Annotated in this window: 21 protein-coding genes; all 21 read left to right on the forward strand. The window is 29.6% G+C overall.

Translation table 11 applies throughout. The features are described from left to right. The first annotated feature begins 8 nt into the window (after nt 1-8). The 21 genes from BN2667_RS03905 to BN2667_RS04010 all read left to right on the forward strand — a co-directional run bounded on the left by BN2667_RS03905 (nt 9) and on the right by BN2667_RS04010 (nt 21,594). Nucleotides 9-1,700: an ABC transporter substrate-binding protein gene (locus tag BN2667_RS03905; protein ID WP_054252011.1), complete on the forward strand. Its 1,692-nt coding sequence runs from the start codon at nt 9-11 to the stop codon at nt 1,698-1,700. A gap of 75 nt (nt 1,701-1,775) precedes the next feature. Beyond that, the gene (gene rsxC, locus BN2667_RS03910) at nt 1,776-3,092 is read left to right on the forward strand and encodes an electron transport complex subunit RsxC (RefSeq protein WP_054252012.1); all 1,317 of its coding nucleotides are present in this window, start codon (nt 1,776-1,778) and stop codon (nt 3,090-3,092) included. Between the two features lie 13 nt (nt 3,093-3,105). Next, nucleotides 3,106-4,074 carry an RnfABCDGE type electron transport complex subunit D gene (locus BN2667_RS03915; protein ID WP_054252013.1) on the forward strand — a complete coding sequence of 323 codons (969 nt, stop codon included), beginning with the start codon at nt 3,106-3,108 and terminating at the stop codon, nt 4,072-4,074. Beyond that, nucleotides 4,075-4,650, forward strand: coding sequence for an RnfABCDGE type electron transport complex subunit G (locus tag BN2667_RS03920; RefSeq protein ID WP_054252014.1), 576 nt, complete (start codon nt 4,075-4,077; stop codon nt 4,648-4,650). A gap of 15 nt (nt 4,651-4,665) precedes the next feature. Continuing rightward, a complete protein-coding gene (gene rsxE / locus BN2667_RS03925; protein WP_054252015.1) occupies nt 4,666-5,262 on the forward strand; it encodes an electron transport complex subunit RsxE in 597 nt (198 codons plus the stop codon). Nucleotides 5,263-5,271: 9 nt separating this feature from the next. Further along, complete coding sequence (gene rsxA / locus BN2667_RS03930; protein ID WP_054252016.1) at nt 5,272-5,847, forward strand: electron transport complex subunit RsxA; 576 nt, start codon at nt 5,272-5,274, stop codon at nt 5,845-5,847. A gap of 13 nt (nt 5,848-5,860) precedes the next feature. Next, complete coding sequence (locus BN2667_RS03935) at nt 5,861-6,682, forward strand: RnfABCDGE type electron transport complex subunit B (RefSeq protein ID WP_054252017.1); 822 nt, start codon at nt 5,861-5,863, stop codon at nt 6,680-6,682. A 94-nt stretch (nt 6,683-6,776) separates the two neighbouring features. Beyond that, nucleotides 6,777-7,181 carry a NusG domain II-containing protein gene (locus tag BN2667_RS03940; protein ID WP_054252162.1) on the forward strand — a complete coding sequence of 135 codons (405 nt, stop codon included), beginning with the start codon at nt 6,777-6,779 and terminating at the stop codon, nt 7,179-7,181. Between the two features lies 1 nt (nt 7,182). Further along, on the forward strand, nt 7,183-7,710 hold the full coding sequence (locus tag BN2667_RS03945; RefSeq protein ID WP_054252018.1) for a Gx transporter family protein: 528 nt from the start codon (nt 7,183-7,185) through the stop codon (nt 7,708-7,710). Further along, nucleotides 7,707-8,279 carry a Maf family protein gene (locus BN2667_RS03950; RefSeq protein ID WP_054252019.1) on the forward strand — a complete coding sequence of 191 codons (573 nt, stop codon included), beginning with the start codon at nt 7,707-7,709 and terminating at the stop codon, nt 8,277-8,279. The genes BN2667_RS03945 and BN2667_RS03950 overlap by 4 nt, the downstream gene beginning before the upstream one ends. A 1-nt stretch (nt 8,280) precedes the next feature. Beyond that, nucleotides 8,281-8,994 carry a RadC family protein gene (gene radC / locus BN2667_RS03955; protein ID WP_054252020.1) on the forward strand — a complete coding sequence of 238 codons (714 nt, stop codon included), beginning with the start codon at nt 8,281-8,283 and terminating at the stop codon, nt 8,992-8,994. After that, the gene (mreC, locus tag BN2667_RS03960) at nt 8,994-9,845 is read left to right on the forward strand and encodes a rod shape-determining protein MreC (RefSeq protein ID WP_054252021.1); all 852 of its coding nucleotides are present in this window, start codon (nt 8,994-8,996) and stop codon (nt 9,843-9,845) included. Before radC ends, mreC begins: the two co-directional genes overlap by 1 nt. Continuing rightward, entirely contained in the window at nt 9,835-10,404 is a 570-nt protein-coding gene (gene mreD, locus BN2667_RS03965) for a rod shape-determining protein MreD (protein WP_054252022.1), read from the forward strand. The genes mreC and mreD overlap by 11 nt, the downstream gene beginning before the upstream one ends. Continuing rightward, nucleotides 10,385-13,702 carry a penicillin-binding transpeptidase domain-containing protein gene (locus BN2667_RS03970; protein WP_054252023.1) on the forward strand — a complete coding sequence of 1,106 codons (3,318 nt, stop codon included), beginning with the start codon at nt 10,385-10,387 and terminating at the stop codon, nt 13,700-13,702. The genes mreD and BN2667_RS03970 overlap by 20 nt, the downstream gene beginning before the upstream one ends. A gap of 9 nt (nt 13,703-13,711) precedes the next feature. After that, nucleotides 13,712-15,559 carry a TIGR03960 family B12-binding radical SAM protein gene (locus BN2667_RS03975; protein ID WP_054252024.1) on the forward strand — a complete coding sequence of 616 codons (1,848 nt, stop codon included), beginning with the start codon at nt 13,712-13,714 and terminating at the stop codon, nt 15,557-15,559. Next, complete coding sequence (locus BN2667_RS03980) at nt 15,549-16,202, forward strand: TIGR03936 family radical SAM-associated protein (RefSeq protein ID WP_054252025.1); 654 nt, start codon at nt 15,549-15,551, stop codon at nt 16,200-16,202. The genes BN2667_RS03975 and BN2667_RS03980 overlap by 11 nt, the downstream gene beginning before the upstream one ends. Continuing rightward, on the forward strand, nt 16,199-17,344 hold the full coding sequence (locus tag BN2667_RS03985) for a ribonuclease E/G (RefSeq protein WP_054252026.1): 1,146 nt from the start codon (nt 16,199-16,201) through the stop codon (nt 17,342-17,344). The genes BN2667_RS03980 and BN2667_RS03985 overlap by 4 nt, the downstream gene beginning before the upstream one ends. Before the next feature lie 9 nt (nt 17,345-17,353). Further along, nucleotides 17,354-18,805, forward strand: a complete 1,452-nt coding sequence (locus BN2667_RS03990; protein WP_054252027.1) for a GspE/PulE family protein — start codon at nt 17,354-17,356, stop codon at nt 18,803-18,805. A gap of 1 nt (nt 18,806) precedes the next feature. Continuing rightward, nucleotides 18,807-20,009: a type II secretion system F family protein gene (locus tag BN2667_RS03995; RefSeq protein ID WP_054252028.1), complete on the forward strand. Its 1,203-nt coding sequence runs from the start codon at nt 18,807-18,809 to the stop codon at nt 20,007-20,009. 11 nt (nt 20,010-20,020) lie between these two features. Further along, nucleotides 20,021-20,407 carry a type IV pilin protein gene (locus BN2667_RS04000; RefSeq protein WP_054252029.1) on the forward strand — a complete coding sequence of 129 codons (387 nt, stop codon included), beginning with the start codon at nt 20,021-20,023 and terminating at the stop codon, nt 20,405-20,407. A 428-nt stretch (nt 20,408-20,835) separates the two neighbouring features. Next, nucleotides 20,836-21,594, forward strand: a complete 759-nt coding sequence (locus BN2667_RS04010; protein ID WP_054252031.1) for a hypothetical protein — start codon at nt 20,836-20,838, stop codon at nt 21,592-21,594. Nucleotide 21,595 lies beyond the last annotated feature (1 nt).

Here is a 21,595-nt window from a genome sequence, read left to right on the forward strand (position 1 = left end):
TTATAAAAATGAATAAAAATAAAACAATTAAAAAACTTTTCATCCTATTAGCTTTTATTATTGTCCTAACTGGATGCAAGAAAAATGAAGAAGATTATGATTATATTGAAATTAATAAAGACGAGCTATCAACTATATCACCAAGCTCAGGAGGGACTATTACTATTCCTATAATAAATTATCATAAGATTGATCCATTAAATCCTTCAAACTCATCAATATATTATCTGACTCAACTTATATATAGTCCCATGTTTGAATATAACGTAGATGGAAGTATAGAAACTAACTTAGTTGAACATTATGTCTTATCACCTGACAAGCTAACCCTAACCCTGACTTTAAAGGATAATCTTTATTGGCATAATGGTAAAAAGTTAACCTCTAAAGACATAATCTATACCTTTAATAAAATACTTTCTTCAGACCAAGACGGGCCCTACAAAAATATTTTCAAAAAAATCGTTGGATCAAATTTTGAAGAAATCAAAGATAAATTTATGATTATGGAAGCTTTTGATGAGAGAAATATTGATATTAACTTTGATAGACCCTATGCCCAATGCTTAGATATGTTAACATTTCCCATAATTCCAGCAGATCTAGCAGAAGGAGAAGAGAACAAGTTAATTGGTAGTGGAGCATACAAACTTAAAGAAATTAAGGAAGGAACCCACATTGAATTAGAAAAAAATGAAAATTATCATGGGAAAGCTCCATATATCAATAATGTCATAGCTAAAATATTTGATGACGAAAAATTAGCCCAGCTAGCCTTTGAAACAGGACAAGTAAACATAGTTAAGTCAAGTGATTATAATTGGGCAAAATACCAAGATAATCCAAGAATAAAAATTGAAGAGTTTAATTCTAATGAAATGGAAGTTCTTATTTTTAATAATCAAAGGGAAAAATTCTTAGGTGAAAATGGAAAAACAATAAAGCAAGCAATAGGTAGATCAATAAACAAAAAGAGAATAATAGATAGACTATATTTAACCAAGGCAATTGAAACTTCTATTCCTCTAAATATAAACAAAATGGAATACTATGGTTTAAAAAGTGATACCTATTATAACGAAGAATATGCAAAAAAACTTTTAGGAGAAATTGGTTACAATACACTCAACGACCAAGGACTTTTAATTAATGGAGATGGGCAAACAATTGATGTAACCTTGACAACAAATTTTTCTAATGACTTAAAGAAAACAGCCCTTGACTTTATAATTGAAGATCTTAGAGCTATTGGAATTAATGCCAAAACAAACTATCAAGCTACAGCAATGGAAAGCCTAAGCTCAGAAGAGATAAAGGAAGAAAGAGCAAGGTTTATAAATGAAATAAAAAGTGGAAACTTTGATTTAGCATTAACATCAATAAATCTGACAGAAATTTCTGATATGGCTATGTTATTAAGTACTGATGCCATAGGATCTGGTCTTAACTATGGAAATTATTCTAATCCAAGTCTAGATTTGATTTTTAACAGATTAAAAGTTGAAAGTAACTTTGAACAAAGAAAAAGTTACTATTTAGAGGCAATAAATATTTTTACTGAAGATATGCCTATTGTTCCACTTTATATAAAAATTAATGCCTTACTAGTAGATGACAAGATTCAAGGCAAAATTGACCCAACAGAAGTCAACCTTTACAAATCTTTTAGAAACATATTTATTTTAAAACAATTTCAATAAAATGGATTTTAACACTGTTATATTTTTATAATTAGTGTTAATATATTATTAGTGTAAAAAAGAGGTGAATATTTTATGATTAATAACATTAGTTTTTCTGGTGGAGTTCACATGAATGAATATAAAGAATTCAGTGAAAAACAACCAATAGAAAAACAAAATTTACCAGAATTTGTTCATATACCTGTCTTACAAGGTACTGGTGTAGCCTGTGAGCCACTTGTAAAAAAAGGAGATACAGTAAAAAAAGGACAATTGATTGGTAGTTGTGAAGCTAGTTATTCTAGTAGTGTACATGCTAGTATTTCAGGTACAGTTGTAGATATAAAAGAAATGTTTACAGCTGAAGGAAAAAAAGTTTCATGTATAAGCATAGAAAATGACGGCACTGAGGATGAAGTAGTTTATGAAACAAAAAATCGCGATGGTGAAGTTGATCCAAAAGAGCTAGTCCAAGTAGCCAAAGACGCAGGCATTATAGGAATGGGTGGCGGTGGCTTTCCTTTTAACGTAAAATTAAATGGAGCCATAGGAAAGGGAGTAGATTCTATTTTAGCTAATGGAGCTGAATGTGAACCTTTCTTAACTTCTGATCACAGAACAATGGTAGAACATCCAGAAGATGTTATAAAGGGTGTAGCCTTAGTAGTAGATGCCCTAAATGCTGACGCTGGGTACATAGCAGTTGAAGATAATAAGCCAGATGCTATTGACTTATTAGATAAGACTGCTTCAGATTTTGAAAAAATTACAGTTGCTAGTATGATAACCAAATATCCACAAGGTGACTCAGCTAGAGTTATTGACTCTGTTTTAAATAGAAAGGTACCTATTGGAGAAAGAAGTGGATCTGTTAATGCTTTTGTTTCAAATGTTGGAACTTTTAAAGCCTTAGCTGATGCATATTATAATGGCAAACCTTCAATTGAAAGAGTAATTTCAGTTACTGGCCCAGGAGTTGCTAATCCAAAAAATATTTTAGCAAAAGTAGGAACTCCAGTTATTGACCTTATCAATCAATGTGGTGGCTTTAAAGGTGATGTTGTGGCTGTTATTTCTGGCGGACCAATGTCTGGTCATCAAATTTTTGACTTAGACAGTCCTGTTACTAAATCCATTACAGGAATAGTAGTTTTAACAAGAGAATATATGGACTTTAGAGATCCAACACCTTGTATTAAATGCGATAGGTGTATACATGCATGCCCAGTAAAATTAAATCCACAAGTTTTAGAAAAAGCTATAAGAAAAGAAAATTTTGACATGGCCAAAAAACTTCACGTTGAAGAATGTATTCAATGTGGATCTTGTTCATTTGTGTGCCCTGCAAAAAGACATTTAGCTGAATCTATTAAGCGTGCGATTAATGAAATTTGGGCTAGAGGAAATTAATTGGAGGTTAGATATGGAAAATAAAGATTTAAATACAAATCAAAGTGTCCAACCAAAACTTGACATATATAGTTATCCTTATGTAAAGAGTAAAGAATCAACTAAAAGCCTAATGAAAAAAGTTATTATTGCTTTATTGCCAGCAATTTTAGCAAGTTTATATTTTTTTAGACTTGATGCCATTAAAGTAATATTAATATCAGTTGCATCTTGCGTTTTCTTTGAATATATTATGCAAAAAGCTTCAAAGAAACCTATTAGAATAGGAGACTTGTCAGCTGTTGTAACAGGCCTGTTACTTGCAATGAATTTACCAGCTTCAGTGCCTTTTTGGCTACCAATATTTGGCGGTTTTTTTGCAATTGTAATAGTTAAAGAAAGTTTTGGTGGCATTGGTAACAATTTTATAAACCCAGCTTTAGGAGCTAGAGCTTTACTTATGGCTTCTTGGGGAAATCTAATGACTAGCTATACATGGCCAGTCTCACTAACTGACTCACTAAGTGGACCAACTCCTCTTGGAGTTTTAAAAGAAGGTACTGGATCTTTACCATCACTTGTAGACATGGCTATAGGTAGAGTAGGTGGAGTTATTGGTGAAACATCAGCTATTTTATTACTTGTTGGTGGGCTTTATTTAATAATTACAAAAGTAATTGATTGGAAAATCCCTGTAATATTTATACTCTCAACAGGAATAATGTTGCCAATTTTAGGTGTATCAATTGAATTAATTCCTTGGCACTTACTAGGAGGCGGTTTATTTTTAGGAGCCTTCTTTATGGCAACTGACTATGTTACTATTCCAACAAGTGACTTAGGCAAAATAATATTTGCTGTGGGATGTGGTGTATTAACAGCCTTAATAAGAGTTTTAGGTAACATGCCTGAAGGTGTATCTTATGCTATTTTAATTATGAATGTGTTTACACCATTAATAGATAAATATATCCAACCTAAAGTATTTGGGGAGGTAAAATAGATGAAAGAATATTTAAGATTAGGATTAACACTTTTAATTATTGCAGCTATTGCTGCAGGAGCCTTGGCGCTATTAAATTCAGTTACAGCTCCTGTAATTGATGAAAATGCAAAACAAGCTTCTTATGCAAAATACTATGAAGTATTAGGCGAAGGTGTTGAAATCAATGAACTTGATCCAGAAGAGTTAGCAAGTATTCAAAATGACCATCCAAAAATTTTATCAGTCTTAGACTATAAAAAAGATGGAGAAGTTGCTGGATATATATTCACTACAACATCAAATGGTTATGGTGGAGCAATGGAAAATGCTATTATGATAAACGTCGATGGATCAATTGCTGGTTATAGAAACTTAAGCAATGGAGAAACACCAGGATTTGGCGCCGCTATTAGTGAAGAATCATACTATAATAGATTTGATGGAAAATCTGTTGCTGATGCTGACTCACTAGTTTTAGGTACTGGTAGTGATAATGCAATTGAAGCTATTTCAGGTGCAACTATTTCTTCAAATGCTGTACTTGATGGACTAAATGAAGCTGTTGCTGCATTTAAAGCTAATTATCAAAATTAATTAAGGAGGATTAAAATGAATTTATGGAAAGTCTTTAAAGACGGTATATTTAAAAATAATCCTATCCTTATTCAATTAATAGGATTATGTTCAGTACTTGCTGTAACAACGAGTGTTATTAACTCATTATCTATGGGTGTTGCTGTAACCTTTGTTGCTGCTATGTCTAATATGGTAGTTTCTGCAATAAGAAAAATAACTCCAAATAAAATTCGTATTCCAATTTTTATAGTTGTTATTGCAACCTTCGTTACAGTTGTACAAATGGTATTAAATGCCTATGCTATTGATATTTACAACTCCCTTGGTATTTTCCTTCCACTTATAGTTGTAAACTGTTTGATCTTAGGTAGGGCAGAAGGTTTTGCTTATAAAAATAAGGTTATCCCATCTCTTATTGACGGTTTAGGTGCTGGTGTAGGTTACACACTTGCGGTTTTAGTTATGGGTGTAATAAGAGAGCTATTTGGTTCTGGAACTCTTTTTGGTATGCCAATTCTTCCTGATGCTATTCCAAAAATTGGTGTACTAGTTGCACCAGCTGGAGCTTTTATAACCTTAGGTTACTTCATTGCTTTATTTAAACATCTTGTTAATAAGAAAATGGCATAGGAGGTAAAAATGAAAACTATTATCACAATTTTAGTATCAACTATACTAGTAGATAACTATATATTTGCTAAATTTTTAGGTATTTGTCCATTTTTAGGTGTATCATCTAAAACAGAAACTGCAACTGGTATGGGCCTTGCCGTAACTTTTGTAGTTGTATTAGCTTCAATTATTACTTGGCTATTACAGACATTTGTATTAAATAAATTTGGAATTGAATATTTACAAACAATAGTATTTATATTAGTTATTGCATCTTTAGTACAATTTGTTGAAATGGCTATTAAAAAACTAAGTCCATCACTTTATACTGCAATGGGAGTTTTCTTACCTCTTATTACAACTAACTGTATGGTACTTGGTGTAGCTGTACTTAACATTACTCAAGAATACAATCTATTTGAAACAATTATTAATGGTTTAGGAGCATCTCTTGGATTCTTTTTAGCTCTTATGCTAATGGCATGTTTAAGAGAGCAATTAGAATTAGCAGATGTGCCAAAATCACTACAAGGAGTTCCTATTGCGCTAATTTCTGCAGGACTAATGGCTTTAGCCTTTAGCGGCTTTGCAGGATTGGTATAGGAGGAGGTAAATAATGGAAACAATATTAATACCTGTTGTTGCTTTAGGATTAATTGGAGGAATTTTTGGAATAATTCTCCAATTTGCATCAACTGTGTTCTACGTTGAAGAAGACCCAAGAGTTACTGAAGTTACTGATGCTCTTCCAGGGGCAAACTGTGGAGCTTGTGGTTTCCCAGGTTGTGCTGGTCTTGCCAATGCAATTGTAGAAGGAAGTGCACCTGTTACTGCATGTCCAGTTGGTGGTCAACCTACTGCTGAACATGTAGCTCAAATAATGGGTGTTCAAGCTGGAGCAATGGAAAAGAATGTTGCAGTTGTAAAATGCAACGGTGACTGTGACAAGGCAAGTAATAAATTTGACTTTGTTGGAATTGAAGACTGTAGGACAATGAACCTTTATTATGAAGGTAACAAAGCATGTAGTTATGGCTGTATGGGTGGAGGAACTTGTCAAAAAGTTTGTGCCTTTGGAGCTATTGAAATGGTTAATGGCATTGCCGTAATTAATAAAGAAAAATGCACAGCATGTAATAAATGCGTTGAAGTTTGTCCTAAACATCTAATTGAATTAATTCCTTATTCAGCTCAAACTGTTATTAAATGTAATTCTCACGATGCTGGTAAGGATGTTAAGGATTATTGCCAAGTTGGATGTATTGGATGTAGAATTTGTGTAAAATCCTGTCCTGAACAAACAATTACATTTGATGACAAGTTAGCTAAAATTGATTATTCTGGATGTGTTAACTGTGGAGTTTGCGTAGAAAAATGTCCTAAGAAAACAATTCATGCAGAATATACAATTGCAAAAGAAGAAGTACAAGCAGAATAATTTCATATTTTATAGAAAAGAGAGTGATGAAAATTCACTCTTTTTTTTACTAAGATTTTTTAGTTTCTTCTGTACTTATGGTATAATAAGAAATATGAAAAATGTATTAAAAATTGGAGATTTCTTATTGATATTAGCTATTCTAATATGTAGTTTTGGAATCTTTTTTATTTCAAAAAATAAATTGAATCAAGAAGATTTTACAGGTAAAAAATATGCTTCGATTCAAGTAAATGGTAAAGAAATAAAGAGAGTTGAAATAAATAAAAATAATGCTGGTTATAAATATAGCGTTGATACTGAATATGGTCACAACCTACTAGAGTTTACAAAAGATGGTGTAAAGAGTATAGAAGCTTCATGTCCTGATAAGATCGATATTAAACAAGGTCTTATTACTAAACCAGGAGAAATAATTGTTTGCCTTCCTAATAGACTAGTAGTAGAAATTATTTCTGACTCTAATAATGATGTTAATGAAATTGATGTGGTAAATTAATATGAAAAATACAAAAAAACTCGTTTTAATATCCTTGCTTGGAAGTTTAGGAGCTATTATAGGTTTATTTGAACAAATGATGCCATTACCTTTTATGGTACCAGGATTTAGACTTGGTTTTTCAAATATCGTTGTTTTAGTTGGTTTAATATCCTTTGGCTATAAAAGTGGTTTTGTAATTAGTTTACTAAAAAGTATATTATTAATGCTGTTAAGTGGAAATGTTTCTAGTTTTATTTATAGCTTTTCAGGAGCTTTTTTATCAGCATGCGCTATGATAATGGGACTAAAATTTGGGAAAAAATTTTTTTCCTTAATAGGAATATCTATACTTGGATCATCTTTTCATAATATAGCCCAGGTCGCTGTATCGTCTATTATTCTAAACAATATAATGATGTTTTCTTATTTGTCAATTTTATTAATTATTGGAATTTTTACAGGATTTTTTGTAGGTTTAAGTTCTAATTATATTTGTAAAAACTTAGAAAGCATTATTGACCTAGAAAATAAGGAATGGATTTTATGAAAATAATTTTAGCCTCTAAATCACCAAGAAGAAAAGAAATTTTAAAACTATTTATCGATGATTTTGAAATAATAAAGACTCAAGTTGATGAAACTTTTAATTACGATTATGACATTATAACTAATTCTATGTCAATTAGCAGGAAAAAAGCTGCCTCTTTGGAACTTGATTCTAATAGCATAGTTATTTCTGCAGATACAATAGTTCTATGTAATAATAAGGTTTTAGGAAAGGCAAGGTCTTCGGAATTGGCTTTTAAAGAGTTAAAGGAACTAAGCGGAAGAACTCATCAAGTTCTTACTTCTTTTTCTATTAAATCTAAGACTAAAACTGTAGTAGACTATGAAATCACTAATGTTACTTTTAAAAATCTAACTGACGAAGATCTATGGTCATATATTAATACTGGAGAATGGGAAGACAAGGCAGGATCTTATGCTATACAAGGAAAGGGATCTGCACTTATAAAAAGTATTAAGGGAGATTATTTTAATGTAGTTGGCCTTCCTATTAGTAAGATTAAAGACTATTTGAAAAATTATTTTAATTTAGATTTATTAAGGAGCTAGTATGTACAAAAATAAAATTAAAGACATGCCTGAAGATATGAGACCTCAAGAAAAGCTTCTCCTTCATGGACCTAAATATTTATCTAATGCAGAGCTAATAGCTCTAATAATCAGAACAGGAAGCAAAGATAAAAGTTCCATTGAGATTTCCCAAGAATTGATAGATAAGGGTAAGAGCCTTGCAAACACTCATGACGAATATTTTGGCCTTAAGTTTTTAGTAAATGCCAGTGTAGAAGATCTTATGGAAGTTTCTGGAATTGGTCATTCAAAGGCCTGTATGGTTCAAGCTGCTATAGAATTAGGTAGAAGAACCTTTAGAGATAGTGCTTTTACAAAAGAGAAAATCAATGAAACACATATTCTTCCAAATTTAGTTATGAATGATATGAGATATCTTACTGAAGAAGAATTTCGAATAGCTATATTAAATACAAAAAAAGAGCTAGAATACTTAGAACTTATTTCAATAGGTTCAGTAGATAAAACTATAGTTGAACCTAGAGATGTATTTCAAAAAGCTATAAGAAGAAATGCGCACACAATTATACTCCTACATAATCATCCAAGTGGAGATCCAAGACCTAGTATCCAAGATATTAATATTACTGAGAGACTAAAATCAGCAGGAAAGCTTATTGGGATTGAAGTTATTGACCACGTAATTATTGGAGATGGAGTTTATTATTCATTTTTAGAAGAAGGAATTTTTTAATGGGAGAAAACTATAAAAGATACAAAGAAAGACTTATAATTTCTTTAATAATAATTTGCCTAATGATTTTTATAGGCTTTAGTGAAAAAGGAAAAAAATCTATCGATACTGTTGAGAGGTTTATTGGCGATATAATCAGCCCAGTAGTTGCTGTAACTTCAAAAAGTGTAAATGCAGTTTCTTCTACTGCAAAATCAATATTAAATATTCCATCACTAATGTCTGAAAACAAAACTTTAAAAGAAGAAAATATAAAATTGAAAGATGAAAATCTTACTTTAAGTGACATAATTTCAAGAACAGATTATTTGAGAAATGAACACGAGCTTCTAAGTAAGACCAATTTTAATATAGTCAAAGCTAGTATCATTGGTAAATCAAATGAACTCAATGATAAGATTTTAATTGACAAGGGCCTTTCTAGTGGGGTTTCAGTAAATGATACTGTCATAGTAGGAATTCAGTCTAGCGAGAATGTTGTCGTTGAAGGCCTTGTTGGTAAAGTTGAAGAAGTTGGAGATAACTTTTCAAAAATATCATTGATAATTGAAGAAAACAACTCACTTTCATTTACAAATGTAAGAACTCAGGATGGGGGAGTTATCAACCAAACTAATGGAGAGACATTAGAAGGCTATATGTTTGATAGTCAAAGTGATATTATAGCAGATGATAGGGTTTATACATCTGGTTTAGGAGAGTTATACGCACCTAGAATTTACATTGGCAGAGTTTCGAATGTTATAAATGATGAAGAAAATTTAAGAAAAAATATTACAATAGTTCCTGCTGTTGACTTTGATAAGTTAACTAATGTAATGGTAATTTTAGAGGAAGACTATGGAAATTAAAAAAAATTTGTATAGATTTCGTCATTATTTATATGTGTATTTAATTTTAATAATACAAATTTCTTTAGTAAATAATGGTTTATTTTTTTCTTTAAGTCCCAATCTTTTATTAATATACGTCGCCTATATTAGCCAAAAATATTCAAAAAAAACATCCTATGCGGTAGCTTTGCTAGCTGGAATATTTTATGATGCTTTGTTATCTTCAAACTTTGGGGTTCGTGCTTTAGTATTTTTTGTGATAGCAATTTTAATCAATAAAATATCCGAGTATGTTTTTTCAGAAAATTTTAGGACTAGTATTTTGTACACTTCAGCAAGTATACTTGTTTATAATGTAATGATATATGTAATTTATTATTTTTTATCTTACAAGGTGAATTTTTCTGATGTTATCTATAATTTCTTCTCTGCAAATACTTTGTTGTCTATACTAATATTTTATATATTTGGGAATTGTTTATTTAGAGATCCATTAGAGAAATATCCAAAGAGTAATAAGCTAAATAAAATTCTAAAATTTAGAAAAGGAAATTCAAGTGAAAGAGATTCAAATTAATTTAAACAAAAGAATAAAAATAATTTCATTAATTACTCTTATTTTGTTTTTAATACTTGGGATACGCCTGGCCATACTTACAATAGCTAAAGGTTCATACTATAGAGAAATCTCAGAAAATTCAAGGATTAAAGATATTTATATAACTGGACCAAGAGGAGAAATAAGGGATAGAAATGGAATATTGCTAGCTGGCAATAAGCCTATGTTTACTTTGCAAATTTTAAAAGATGAATTTAAAGGTCTAGAAGATGATGAAAAAAATAATTATATATTAAAGGCAATAACATTACTTGAAAAAGATGCTATTTCATATAACAACGATTTTCCAATTTCAATTTATGATTTTAAATATATGGACACTAGCGACTACTTTAAAACAGACTTAAGTCCTGAAGATAGAGTAATAAATATTATAATTGAAAATGATCTTTTAGCTCAAATAATAGAAAAATATTATTACAACAAAAGTTCTAATAATGAGTTTTATTATTTTCCAGTTCAAAATATAATAAATTCTTTAGAGTTTAACTCTAAAGTGGTTCCAATAGAGTATAGGATAGACAACCAGCAAATTGTTTTTAATTTTAAAAAGGGAATAGACCTTACATCGTGGTACAGAGAAAACCAAATTGAAATTGGAACAGATGCAAAAACTTCCCTTTTACAAATGGTTGCAAATAACAAAACAATCTTAAAAAAACTACTAGCTAGTCCTATTAATAGAGAGATTATAAACAACATATTAATTGATAGAGAATTAAATGAAAACATAGTTCTTGAAAATATATCAATAAGCTATATAAACTCATTTGAAAATTTAAAAAGAGTTTTAATGGAAAATTATGATCAAGTTACTATGGAGACAACAGCTGAACAGGATTTTATTATTTTATTTGAAGCTAACTCTTTAAAAAATTTTTTAAAATATCCAATTGTTGAAAATGAATTTAACATAGCAAAATCTGTAAAGGATGTTTTTGAAAGTGAAAAATCAGATGTTAAATTTTCTTATGAAATTAAAGACGGTCTTCCTGTTTACAAATTGGAATCTAATGAGAATATAGATGAAATAATTGTTATTGATAGAATATACCAGGAAATTATTGACAAAGGCATGTTGAAAAATTTATTAAAAAGCGAAAATGTCTTAAAATATGCTCAAAAACAACTGATTCAAGATGGAGTTAATTCAGGAATATCAATAGCCAATGGATTTGAATATGTAGTTTTAAATAACCTAAAGGAATTTTATAAGAAATTTGGAATAGACGAGAACAATACAAATGAAGAAATACTTGAAAAAATTAAAGCTCATTATTCTCTAAAAGATGATTTATCCCTAGCAGAAATTTATGGAATTCTCAACGTTTATTACGAGTTAGATAAACATGGCAACCTAGCATATTTACCAGTTAACTTTAGTTACGGTCTAAAAAATAATACAGTTGCTAAAATTGAAGAGAATTTAGCAGAATTTGATGGATTTAAGGTGTCTTTAGAGCCAGTAAGGTATTATCCAAATGGAGAAACTGCATCTCATATTTTAGGATACATGGGAAAAATCTCCCAAGCTGGCGAAATCGAAGAGTATATTAATAAACAAAAATATAATCCTGATACTTTAATTGGTAAAACAGGAATAGAAGAGAGCTTTCAAAAGAATCTATACGGAGAAAATGGTTATAAAAGAGTTGAGGTTGACACTTATGGTAATACAACTAATGTATTGGAAGAAATAAAACCAAAACCTGGAGATAATATTTATCTTTCGATAGACTATAAGTTGCAAAAAAGAGCTGAATATGCTTTAGATACGATATTAAAAAAAATAAGACAGGGTGGCACTGTTCACAGTAATTGGGGCGACTATGATGTAGTTTGGTCTACTGACAAGAAAAAGCCCTATACTAACGCAACTTCTGGAGCAGTAATGGCAGTAGATGTAAATACTGGAGAAGTATTAGCCATGGCCTCATATCCTCAATATGACCCAAATTTATTTGCTACAGGGATTTCTGCTGCTGACTGGGATGGGTTAATACCTGAAGATCAAAATAATCCATTAGCACCAAGACCACTTTATAATGTTGCAACCCAAACATCAATTCAACCAGGATCTACATTTAAGATGATAACAGGTTTGGCTGGTCTAGAAAAAGGATTAGATCCAAAACAAAAGATTGATGATAGAGGTTTTATTGAAATAGGAACAACTACTTTTGGTTGCTGGTTATGGAATCAAAGCAAGGGTATGCACGGACCATTAAACATAGTAGAGGCAATTAGAGATTCTTGTAATTATTTTTTCTACACCCTAGCTTTAGGTAAAAACCAACAAACTGGTGAAGATATAGGGATTAAATTAACTATAGAAGATATTTCTAAAATGGCTGAAAAATTTGGCCTAGGTAGTAAAACTGGATTAGAAATAAATATACCTCAAGAATCTGCTTTTGGTGTTCCAAAGCCAGCCTCAAAAGTTCAAGCAGGTAAGGATTCTTTGAGAAACTGGCTAGAAAATAATCTTGACAAATTTTATTATGGTGAAGAAGAGTTTAAAGGAAGCTTAAGACAAAAAACTATAGATACTATTATTTCTTGGGTTGATTTTGAAGAAGAATTAACCTTAAAAGAAGTTTATGATAATCTAGCAGCACTCAATTTAGATGGAACAATAAGAGTTTCAGATAGTGCTAGAGATACTTTAGCAGATATAATTAAGTTTACCTATTTAAAAGCATCTAGGTGGACAGTTGCCGACACTATTAATATAACTATTGGTCAAGGCCAAAACTCATATACACTAGCTCAAATGACTAACTATGTTGCTAGTATTGCAAATAATGGATATAAGAACAAGTTAACATTAATTAATAATATTAAAAATTCTGATAATAGTGTTGTCCAATTTACTAGTGAAAATACACGAGATAGAATAGAACTAAATGATTATGACAATTTAAATTATTTAAAAGATGGAATGAGATTAGCTGCTATATCTGGATTAAATAAGCCAGTATTTGAAGACTTTCCAATTAAAGTCGCTTTAAAAACTGGAACTGCTGAAAGAAGTGGAGTGAACCCAGTTACAAAAGAAAAGTATGATAGCTTTGCTTATGAAGTGGCTTTTGCACCTTATGATAACCCTAGAATTGCCGTTGGCGTAGTAATATTTCAAGGTGGAAGTGGAGCTAATTGCTCTCCTATTGTAAGGGAGGTTATTGCAGAATACATGGGTCTTTATAGGCAAGAAGAAGCTGATACTATTCCAATTGATATGAACGTAATACCTTAAGGAGGAAACTTGGATAATAAAGTTTTTGAAAAAATATTAAAAAAAGTTGAAAAACCAGCTAGATATATAGGATGCGAAAAAAATTCAATAGTAAAGGATTTTGATAAGACTAAAGTTAAATTTGCTTTTTGCTTTCCAGATGTGTATGAAGTAGGTATGTCTCACTTAGGCATGCAAATTCTATATTTTATGACTAATGAAAATCATGACTTTTTATGCGAAAGAGCCTTTGCTCCTTGGATTGATATGGAAAATGAGATGCGAAAAGAAAACATAAAACTTTTCAGCCTTGAGAATAAAAAACCTTTAGATGAATTCGATATTATAGGCTTCACCCTACAATATGAAATGTCTTATAGCAACATTCTTAATATGATAAACTTATCTGGCCTTAACTTATTAGCAAAAGATAGAAAAGAAGGGGATCCTCTTGTAATTGCAGGTGGTCCTTGTTCTTATAATCCTGAGCCATTGGCAGATTTTTTTGATCTTTTTATAATTGGTGAAGGAGAAGAAATAAATTTAAAACTTTTTGACTTATATAAAAACATGAAAGAAAAAAATGCTTCAAAAAAAGAATTTTTATTTGAGGCTGCAAAACTAGAAGGAATTTATGTTCCTTCATTCTATGATGTAATTTATGGTGAAGATGGTAAAATTTTAAATTATAAGAAGAAATATGATTTTCTTCCAGACAAAATTAAAAAGGTATATGTTAGTGACTTTGACAAGTGCTTTAAATTAGACAAGGTGATTGTTCCATATCTTGAAACAGTTCACCAAAGAAGTGTGGTAGAATTATTCAGAGGTTGCACTCAAGGGTGTAGATTTTGCTCTGCTGGCTATATTTATAGACCAATTAGAGAAAGAGATCCAGATACCATTATGTCTATGATTGATAGGCAAATTGAAAGCTCTGGATATAACGAAGTCTCTCTATCTTCATTAAGTTCTTGTGACTACAGAGACTTAAATCTTTTAGTAGATGAGCTTATAAACAAATATATTGATAATAAGGTTAGGGTATCTCTTCCATCTCTTAGGGTAGACTCACTTTCTATTGATGTTTTAAAGAAGATTGAAGAAGTTAGAAAAACAGGACTAACTTTAGCTCCAGAAGCCGGTAGCCAAAGAATGAGGGATATCATTAACAAAAATATCACTGAAGAAGATTATGTAAATGCACTTAAATCAATATACGATAACGGATGGTCAAAAGTAAAACTTTACTTTATGCTTGGGTTACCTTTTGAAAAAGAAGAAGACCTAGATGGTATAAAAAAACTGGGTGACATTGGTAAAGACCTTTTCTTTTCTAGGCCAAAAGAAGAAATTAAAGGAAATTTCCAAATAACTCTATCAACTTCATGCTTTGTTCCTAAACCATTTACTCCATTTCAATGGCTAAAACAAAATTCAGTTGAAGAATTTAAAGAAAAAATTTATTATTTAAAAGATCAAATTAAAGATAAAAAAGTAAAATTCCAATATCACAATCCTGAGCTTTCAGTTTTAGAGGGATATATAGCTAGAGGAGATAGGAGAATTTCTAAAACCCTAATTAAGGCCTTTGAAAAAGGAGCCAAGTTTGACGGTTGGTCTGATATCTTTAATAATGAAATTTGGGAAGAAGCAATAAGAGAAGCTGAACTTCCAATGGAAATGTATAATCTTAGGACATGGTCTGAAGACGAAATTTTACCTTGGGACATTATTGATCCAGGAGTAGAAAAAAAATATTTATTAAGGGAATTAAAAAAATCTAAAGAAGGACTAACAACAAAGGACTGTAGAAGTGGATGTAATAACTGTGGAATAAAAAATTGTGAGATGTGGGTGACTTTTAATGAAGCTTAGAATACTTTATACTAGAAATGATGAGTTAAAATTTATATCGCATTTAAATACAGTTGATCTTTTACAAAGAGCTGTCTTCAATACAGACTATCAGGTTTTGTTTTCTCAAGGTTTTAATCCACATCCAATAATGAGTTTTGGAAATCCGCTGCCTTTAGGAGTTTCTAGTGATTTTGAAATCTTTGATGTAGACTTAGTTGATGACCAAGTAGACTTAGATAAATTTAAGGACCAATTAAATTCTTATTTGCCTAAACAAGTTCAAGTTTTTAAAATTTTTTTAGCTGACAATACCAGCATAAGTAAAGTTTTTTCGTATTCAATTTATGAATTTATAATTGACTCTGAAAAGAACTTGGAAGAATTAAATCTTTTTGATAAGAAGCCTATTATTATAGAGCGAACCAAAAAAGCTAAGAAAAAAAGAGAAAGAGAAATTGTCCAAGAAGACATTACTAGTCATGTTGAAATAAAAAAGAATTTTATAAAACTTCAAACAGGAGAGTATTTCTTAGAGGCTAAATTAGAAAATTCAAATAATAAAATTATAAACCCAATGAATTTCATTCAAGGGCTTTTAAAAAAATATAATATCAATATAGATCCAGTTGATATTTCTATTCATAAGAGAGAAATGTTATGATCAATCTAACTACTTTTAACTTCTTAGAAGAAAGTGAAAAATATATATTTACTGGTCAAGTCACAGAAAATAAATTAACTAAATTTCAAGTCTTTGATAAAAATATTAAATCCAAAGTAGGAAATATATATAGGGCTAGAATTTTAAATAAAGTTAATGGCTTAGATGGTTTTTTTGTAGACATAGGTGAAGGTAAACACGGACTTCTTCAAGTTGACGAAAAAAGATTTTCTAGTCTAAAAGAAACTGATGAGATATTAGTTCAAGTGACATATGATGGCAACGAAAAAAAGGGACCAAAGTTAACAGAAAAATATGAACTTAAGGGTAAATATTTTATTTTAACTCCCTTTGAAACCGGTGTTAGTATTTCAAAAAAAATTAAAGACAGAGAAAAAGCACTTAAAATAAAAAATTACTTTACAAGAAATTATAAAAATACTACTTTCATAATTAGAACGGCAGCAGAGGAGAGATCTATAGAAGACCTTGAATTAGAGTTTAAAAAACTATTTGTAATAAAAGAAAAGTTAGAAAAAGAAAAAAATTTTTCTCCAACGCCAAAATTACTCTATAAAAATGACTATGTCTTAGACTCAATAGATTCAGATAAAAAATTTATATTTATAACTAATAGCTTGATTTATTCAAATAAATATCAAGATAAATTTTTTGATGTTGAAACAATCTATGATAGAGAATTTTCAATTCAAAAAAATATTGACGTCTTTATGCAGATAGAAAATCTCTTTAAGAAGAGACTTGTTTTAGATAATGGCATTGAATTAGTTTTTGAAAAGACAGAGGCATTTAATGTTATTGATATTAATTCAAAGGGTTTTTTTAATCCAGGAAAAAACCTGACCAAAGATGCAAATAAAAATTGTGCTATAGAAATTATTAATCAAATACATTTGCGAAATATTTGTGGTATAATATTAATAGATTTCATTTCTTATTCTAATAAAAAAAATGAAGATGAGTTGTTGAATTATTTTTATGTAGAAAGTAGAAAGTACAATAACCCTATAAATGTAATTGGATTTACAAGACTAGGTATCTTAGAACTAACTAGAAATAAGGCTGTCAATCATCTATCTATAGAAAATTTAGACCTAAGTATATTTCAAAATTATATTTGAGGTGTTTAAATGGATAAATTAACTAGTTATAATGATTATGTTGAAAAAATAAATAAATTTGATGAATCCAGCCTTGGAAATAAGCTGGATTATACTTGGTTATTAAAAAACAGAGTTATTCCTTTTTATGAGGACAATGATTCTGTTTTTATTTTTGCCTGCAAAAGAGAAACAAATTTAATACTGAATATTGAATATATGCTAAAAAAAGAATGCCAAGTGCATCTTATAGCAGATGAAGATTTAGATAGACTTTTAAAATATGTCGACAAAAGAGATATTTATAAATCTAATAATAAGATTAGTATTTTTAAAGTTGAAGATCAAGATGAAACAGATAACATAGAAATAATAAGATATTTAAATAATCTAATAGAAACAGCAATTTCTAATGAGGTTTCTGATATACATATTGAGCCTCAAAAGGATAAGGTGAGAATTAGATTTAGAATTAACGGTAGACTTGTTGATAAAGACTACTTGCCTTTAGAACATCTACAAATAATTCTTACAAGAATAAAAGTTTTAGGCCGATTAGACCTCGCGGAGCGAAGGCTCCCACAAGACGGGCGTATAACTTTTGAATACGAAAATAGAGATATAGACCTTAGAATATCTACAATTCCAACTCTTTATGGAGAGAAAGTTGTAATTAGGTTACTTGACTCGAGCTTTAAATACAATACTCTAGAAAGTTTAGGGCTTAGTTTAGATGAAATAAAGATTATTGAAAGAAATCTTCTAAAACAAAATGGTATGACTTTAGTAGTTGGACCTACAGGGTCAGGGAAGACCACTACCATTTACTCAATTTTAAATCGTATTAATAGTGAAGAAATAAATATTACTACCCTAGAAGATCCTTGTGAATATAAAATAGAAGGTATTAATCAAGTACAAATTAATCCTAGACAAGGTCTTAAATTTTCAAATACCTTGAAAAATATACTTCGTCAAGATCCTGATGTGATCTTTATTGGCGAACTTCGTGACCAGGAAACAGTTGAAACAGCCTTGAGGTCTGCAATAACAGGTCACTATTTACTTTCGACTCTCCATGTAAAAGATAGTGTCTCTTCAATTAACAGGCTTAAGGACATGGGAGGAGAGAACTTTCTGATTTCATCAGCCTTGAACTTAGTTGTTAGTCAACGATTAGTGAGAACTCTTTGTCCAGATTGTAAAGAAGAGGTCAGCGAAGATAAATTCAACTTAGGAATTAAAAATAGCTTTAGGGCTGTTGGTTGTCCAAATTGTATAAATGGCTATACAGGAAGAAAGGCAGTTTTTGAACTTTTAGAAATTGACGATCAGATTAAAGAAATGATTAATAAAAACAAGTCTTATTTTGAAATACTTGAATATTGTAAAAGTAAGGGTTTTAAAACAATGAGAGAAAAGCTTTTCCAAGAAGTAATAGACGGAATTACAAGTGTTGAGGAAATTATAAAAATAATTTAAAATGAAATATAAGATAACTTACTTAGATGAAGAGTTAAATAGAAAAACTGAATATTCCAACTTGGATAAGAATCAGATAATCTATGATTTCAATCAGGCTGGCTTTAGAATCATAAATATAGAAACTACAGTTAAGAAAAAAAAGACAACTTTAAAAACCAATGTTAAAAGGCTAAAAGTAAAAGATATATCTCAGTTTTTGAAACAGCTTAGTATTCTTCTCGATTCAGGTTTAGACTTTAAATTAGCAATAAGTATATTAAAAGACCAAGAGAAAAATAAATATTTAAAAGCAAGCCTTTATGAAATAGATAAAAATATAGATCAAGGATATTCAATAGCTGAGGCCTTTAAAAGAACAGAAAATTTTCCTGATCTAGTTGTAGGAATAATTGAGGCAGGGGAGGCTTCATCTAGTCTAGGAGAATCATTAAATATTTTAGCTGAATATTATGACAATGAAGAGAAAACAAAACAGATGTTAAAAAATGCCTTATATTATCCTACTATACTTTTAATAGTGACTATGATAGTAACTATATTAATGGTTTATATAGTCTTGCCTAGATATGTAGAATTATTTTCGTATTATGATGGAATGGAATTGCCTGGTCTAACAAAGAGGTTATTAAATACTTCTAATTTTTTACTTAATAAAGGATGGATATTGCTTTTAGCTATTATTGGACTTGCTGCTTTAATAAAAAAAGCGCTGCCGAAAAATACTAAACTTTGGTTTTCTAAAGCCAGACTATCATATCCTTTTATAGGGTCTTACATTTTATCTTATGAGATACAAAGGTTTTCAGGTATTTTTGCCTTATTAATAGACTCTGGAATTGAAACTTTAGAATCTATTAATAAGGCTGCAAAATCTATAAACAATATTTATCTTAGAGAAAAGTTGTGTTGTTTAAATAAAGATATTTTAGAGGGGCATACTTTGTATGAGACTTTTTCTAAAATTGAAATCTTACCTCCTATGTTTATAAATTTAATTAACGTAGGAGAATTATCTTCAAGTTTATCAAAAACTATGGAGATATCTTTTAATTACTATAAGAATATTGTTAGTGAAAAATCAAAAAAATTAACATCTTTATTTGAACCCTTAATTATTATTCTAGTTTCTCTTATAGTTGGAACTGTAGTAGTAGCCATTGCCTTACCAATGTTTTCTTTGGTAAATTTAGTAAATTTTTAAAGGAGTTTATTATGAAAAAAATGAAAAGAAAAGTTAAAGGTTTTACATTAGTTGAGTTAGTTATTTGCATAGCTATTATTGCTATATTAGTGTCAATAGCAATTCCTCAGTATAACAAAGCTAGACTTTCAGCAATAGTTGCAACTCATAACTCCAATGTTCAATCTATTAAAAGTGCTGCAATCTTAACGAGAATGGAAGATGAAAAAGTAGAGATTGATAAAGATTCTGTTTCAAAAAATATTGAAGGAGGAAAACTTCCTGACATAAACAAGGCTATAAAAGAAGCAACAGGAGTATCAAATTGGAATATTTCTGAAGATAAGGAAAGTGGAAATATTATTATTGAACCAGGTTTAGTTAAATTTGATGGAAGTAAAATAATAAAGGTAGATTAAAATAGAAAGATTAGTTATAGTTTTTGAACTTATTATATTAATAGCAATAATAATTGAGGATGAGAAGGGATATGAGATTTCTCTTTATAAACTGGTCTTATTATTTTTTATAAGCATAGTTAAAATCTTTGTTTATAAGTTAGAATTTTCTTTAGAAACTTTTTTGTTTGCTAATTGTTTATATGTTTTAATTTATCTACTAGCTAAGGGAAATTTTGGCTTTGGAGATGTAATTTTAAATGGAATTCTTGCCCTTAATTTCTCAAATCTTTGGTCTTATTTTAAATTTTTTACTTTAACTTTTTGTATAGGATCAGTTATTTCCTTATTAGCCTTTTATTTAAATAAAGTAAGTTTTAAAAGTAAGGTTCCTTTTGCTAAATATATTGTTATTGCATATTTATTAACCATGCTAATAGGAGGTTATTTTGTTTAATAAAAGAAAAAGCTATTTGTTAAATTATATAGATGGATCAGCATTGAAACTAGAAAATGAAACTGGTGAAGAAATATTTAAGTGCGAAATCTATAAAGATTCAAGCAGATTAGTTGATTCTGACCAGCTGGAATATTTATTAAAAAAGACTTTATCTACCATAGATAGTAAGTCAAACTTAGTAGTGAGAGTTTCCTCTGCCAGTAATATCTTTAGATTTGAAAAGGCAAGTGGGTTAAAGGAGACAGATTTAGATAGTTACTATACTTATAATATTGATAAAATTATGCCTTTTAATAGGGAAGGTTTTTTACTAAAATATAATTATTGGAGAGAATACTTTTTAGTTTATGGTATTGATAAGGATTTTATAAGTATTTTATCAAAGAAACTAACTAGCGTGTCTTTTAAAAATATTTATATCACAATATTTGCCAGCGAAGCTTTGGCATATATAGAAAATAATAAAATAGAAAATGCACTAATACTAAGGCTTGATGAAAGCTCTTTAGAATTAATAAAAGTTTTAGAAGCAGACATAGTATTTTATAAGTACAAAACCTTTGAGCCGAGCAACTATCAAAATGAGATAGAAAGTCTATCTAAAAGCATTCAAATTAATAATCAAATAGAAACTTTAATTTTTGGTGACAAAAACTTTATTAATGAACAAAAAGATTACATTGATAAAAGTTTTGGAAGAGAGTTTACCTTTAAACAATTTAACATAGAAAAATATTTTGGAGAATAAA

The organism is Neofamilia massiliensis (assembly GCF_001299475.1).
Classification (GTDB): Bacteria; Bacillota; Clostridia; order Tissierellales; family Peptoniphilaceae; genus Neofamilia; species Neofamilia massiliensis.

Bases quoted from the DNA above. Each gene is read 5' to 3' on its own strand.
- BN2667_RS03920 (WP_054252014.1), top strand. From the start codon at position 4,075: ATGAAAGAATATTTAAGATTAGGATTAACACTTTTAATTATTGCAGCT.
- BN2667_RS03985 (WP_054252026.1), top strand. From the start codon at position 16,199: ATGATCAATCTAACTACTTTTAACTTCTTAGAAGAAAGTGAAAAATAT.
- BN2667_RS03995 (WP_054252028.1), top strand. From the start codon at position 18,807: ATGAAATATAAGATAACTTACTTAGATGAAGAGTTAAATAGAAAAACT.
- rsxC (WP_054252012.1), top strand. From the start codon at position 1,776: ATGATTAATAACATTAGTTTTTCTGGTGGAGTTCACATGAATGAATAT.
- BN2667_RS03940 (WP_054252162.1), top strand. From the start codon at position 6,777: ATGAAAAATGTATTAAAAATTGGAGATTTCTTATTGATATTAGCTATT.
- mreD (WP_054252022.1), top strand. From the start codon at position 9,835: ATGGAAATTAAAAAAAATTTGTATAGATTTCGTCATTATTTATATGTG.
- BN2667_RS03990 (WP_054252027.1), top strand. From the start codon at position 17,354: ATGGATAAATTAACTAGTTATAATGATTATGTTGAAAAAATAAATAAA.
- BN2667_RS03935 (WP_054252017.1), top strand. From the start codon at position 5,861: ATGGAAACAATATTAATACCTGTTGTTGCTTTAGGATTAATTGGAGGA.
- radC (WP_054252020.1), top strand. From the start codon at position 8,281: ATGTACAAAAATAAAATTAAAGACATGCCTGAAGATATGAGACCTCAA.
- BN2667_RS03950 (WP_054252019.1), top strand. From the start codon at position 7,707: ATGAAAATAATTTTAGCCTCTAAATCACCAAGAAGAAAAGAAATTTTA.
- rsxE (WP_054252015.1), top strand. From the start codon at position 4,666: ATGAATTTATGGAAAGTCTTTAAAGACGGTATATTTAAAAATAATCCT.
- rsxA (WP_054252016.1), top strand. From the start codon at position 5,272: ATGAAAACTATTATCACAATTTTAGTATCAACTATACTAGTAGATAAC.
- mreC (WP_054252021.1), top strand. From the start codon at position 8,994: ATGGGAGAAAACTATAAAAGATACAAAGAAAGACTTATAATTTCTTTA.
- BN2667_RS03980 (WP_054252025.1), top strand. From the start codon at position 15,549: ATGAAGCTTAGAATACTTTATACTAGAAATGATGAGTTAAAATTTATA.
- BN2667_RS04000 (WP_054252029.1), top strand. From the start codon at position 20,021: ATGAAAAAAATGAAAAGAAAAGTTAAAGGTTTTACATTAGTTGAGTTA.
- BN2667_RS03905 (WP_054252011.1), top strand. From the start codon at position 9: ATGAATAAAAATAAAACAATTAAAAAACTTTTCATCCTATTAGCTTTT.
- BN2667_RS03945 (WP_054252018.1), top strand. From the start codon at position 7,183: ATGAAAAATACAAAAAAACTCGTTTTAATATCCTTGCTTGGAAGTTTA.
- BN2667_RS03915 (WP_054252013.1), top strand. From the start codon at position 3,106: ATGGAAAATAAAGATTTAAATACAAATCAAAGTGTCCAACCAAAACTT.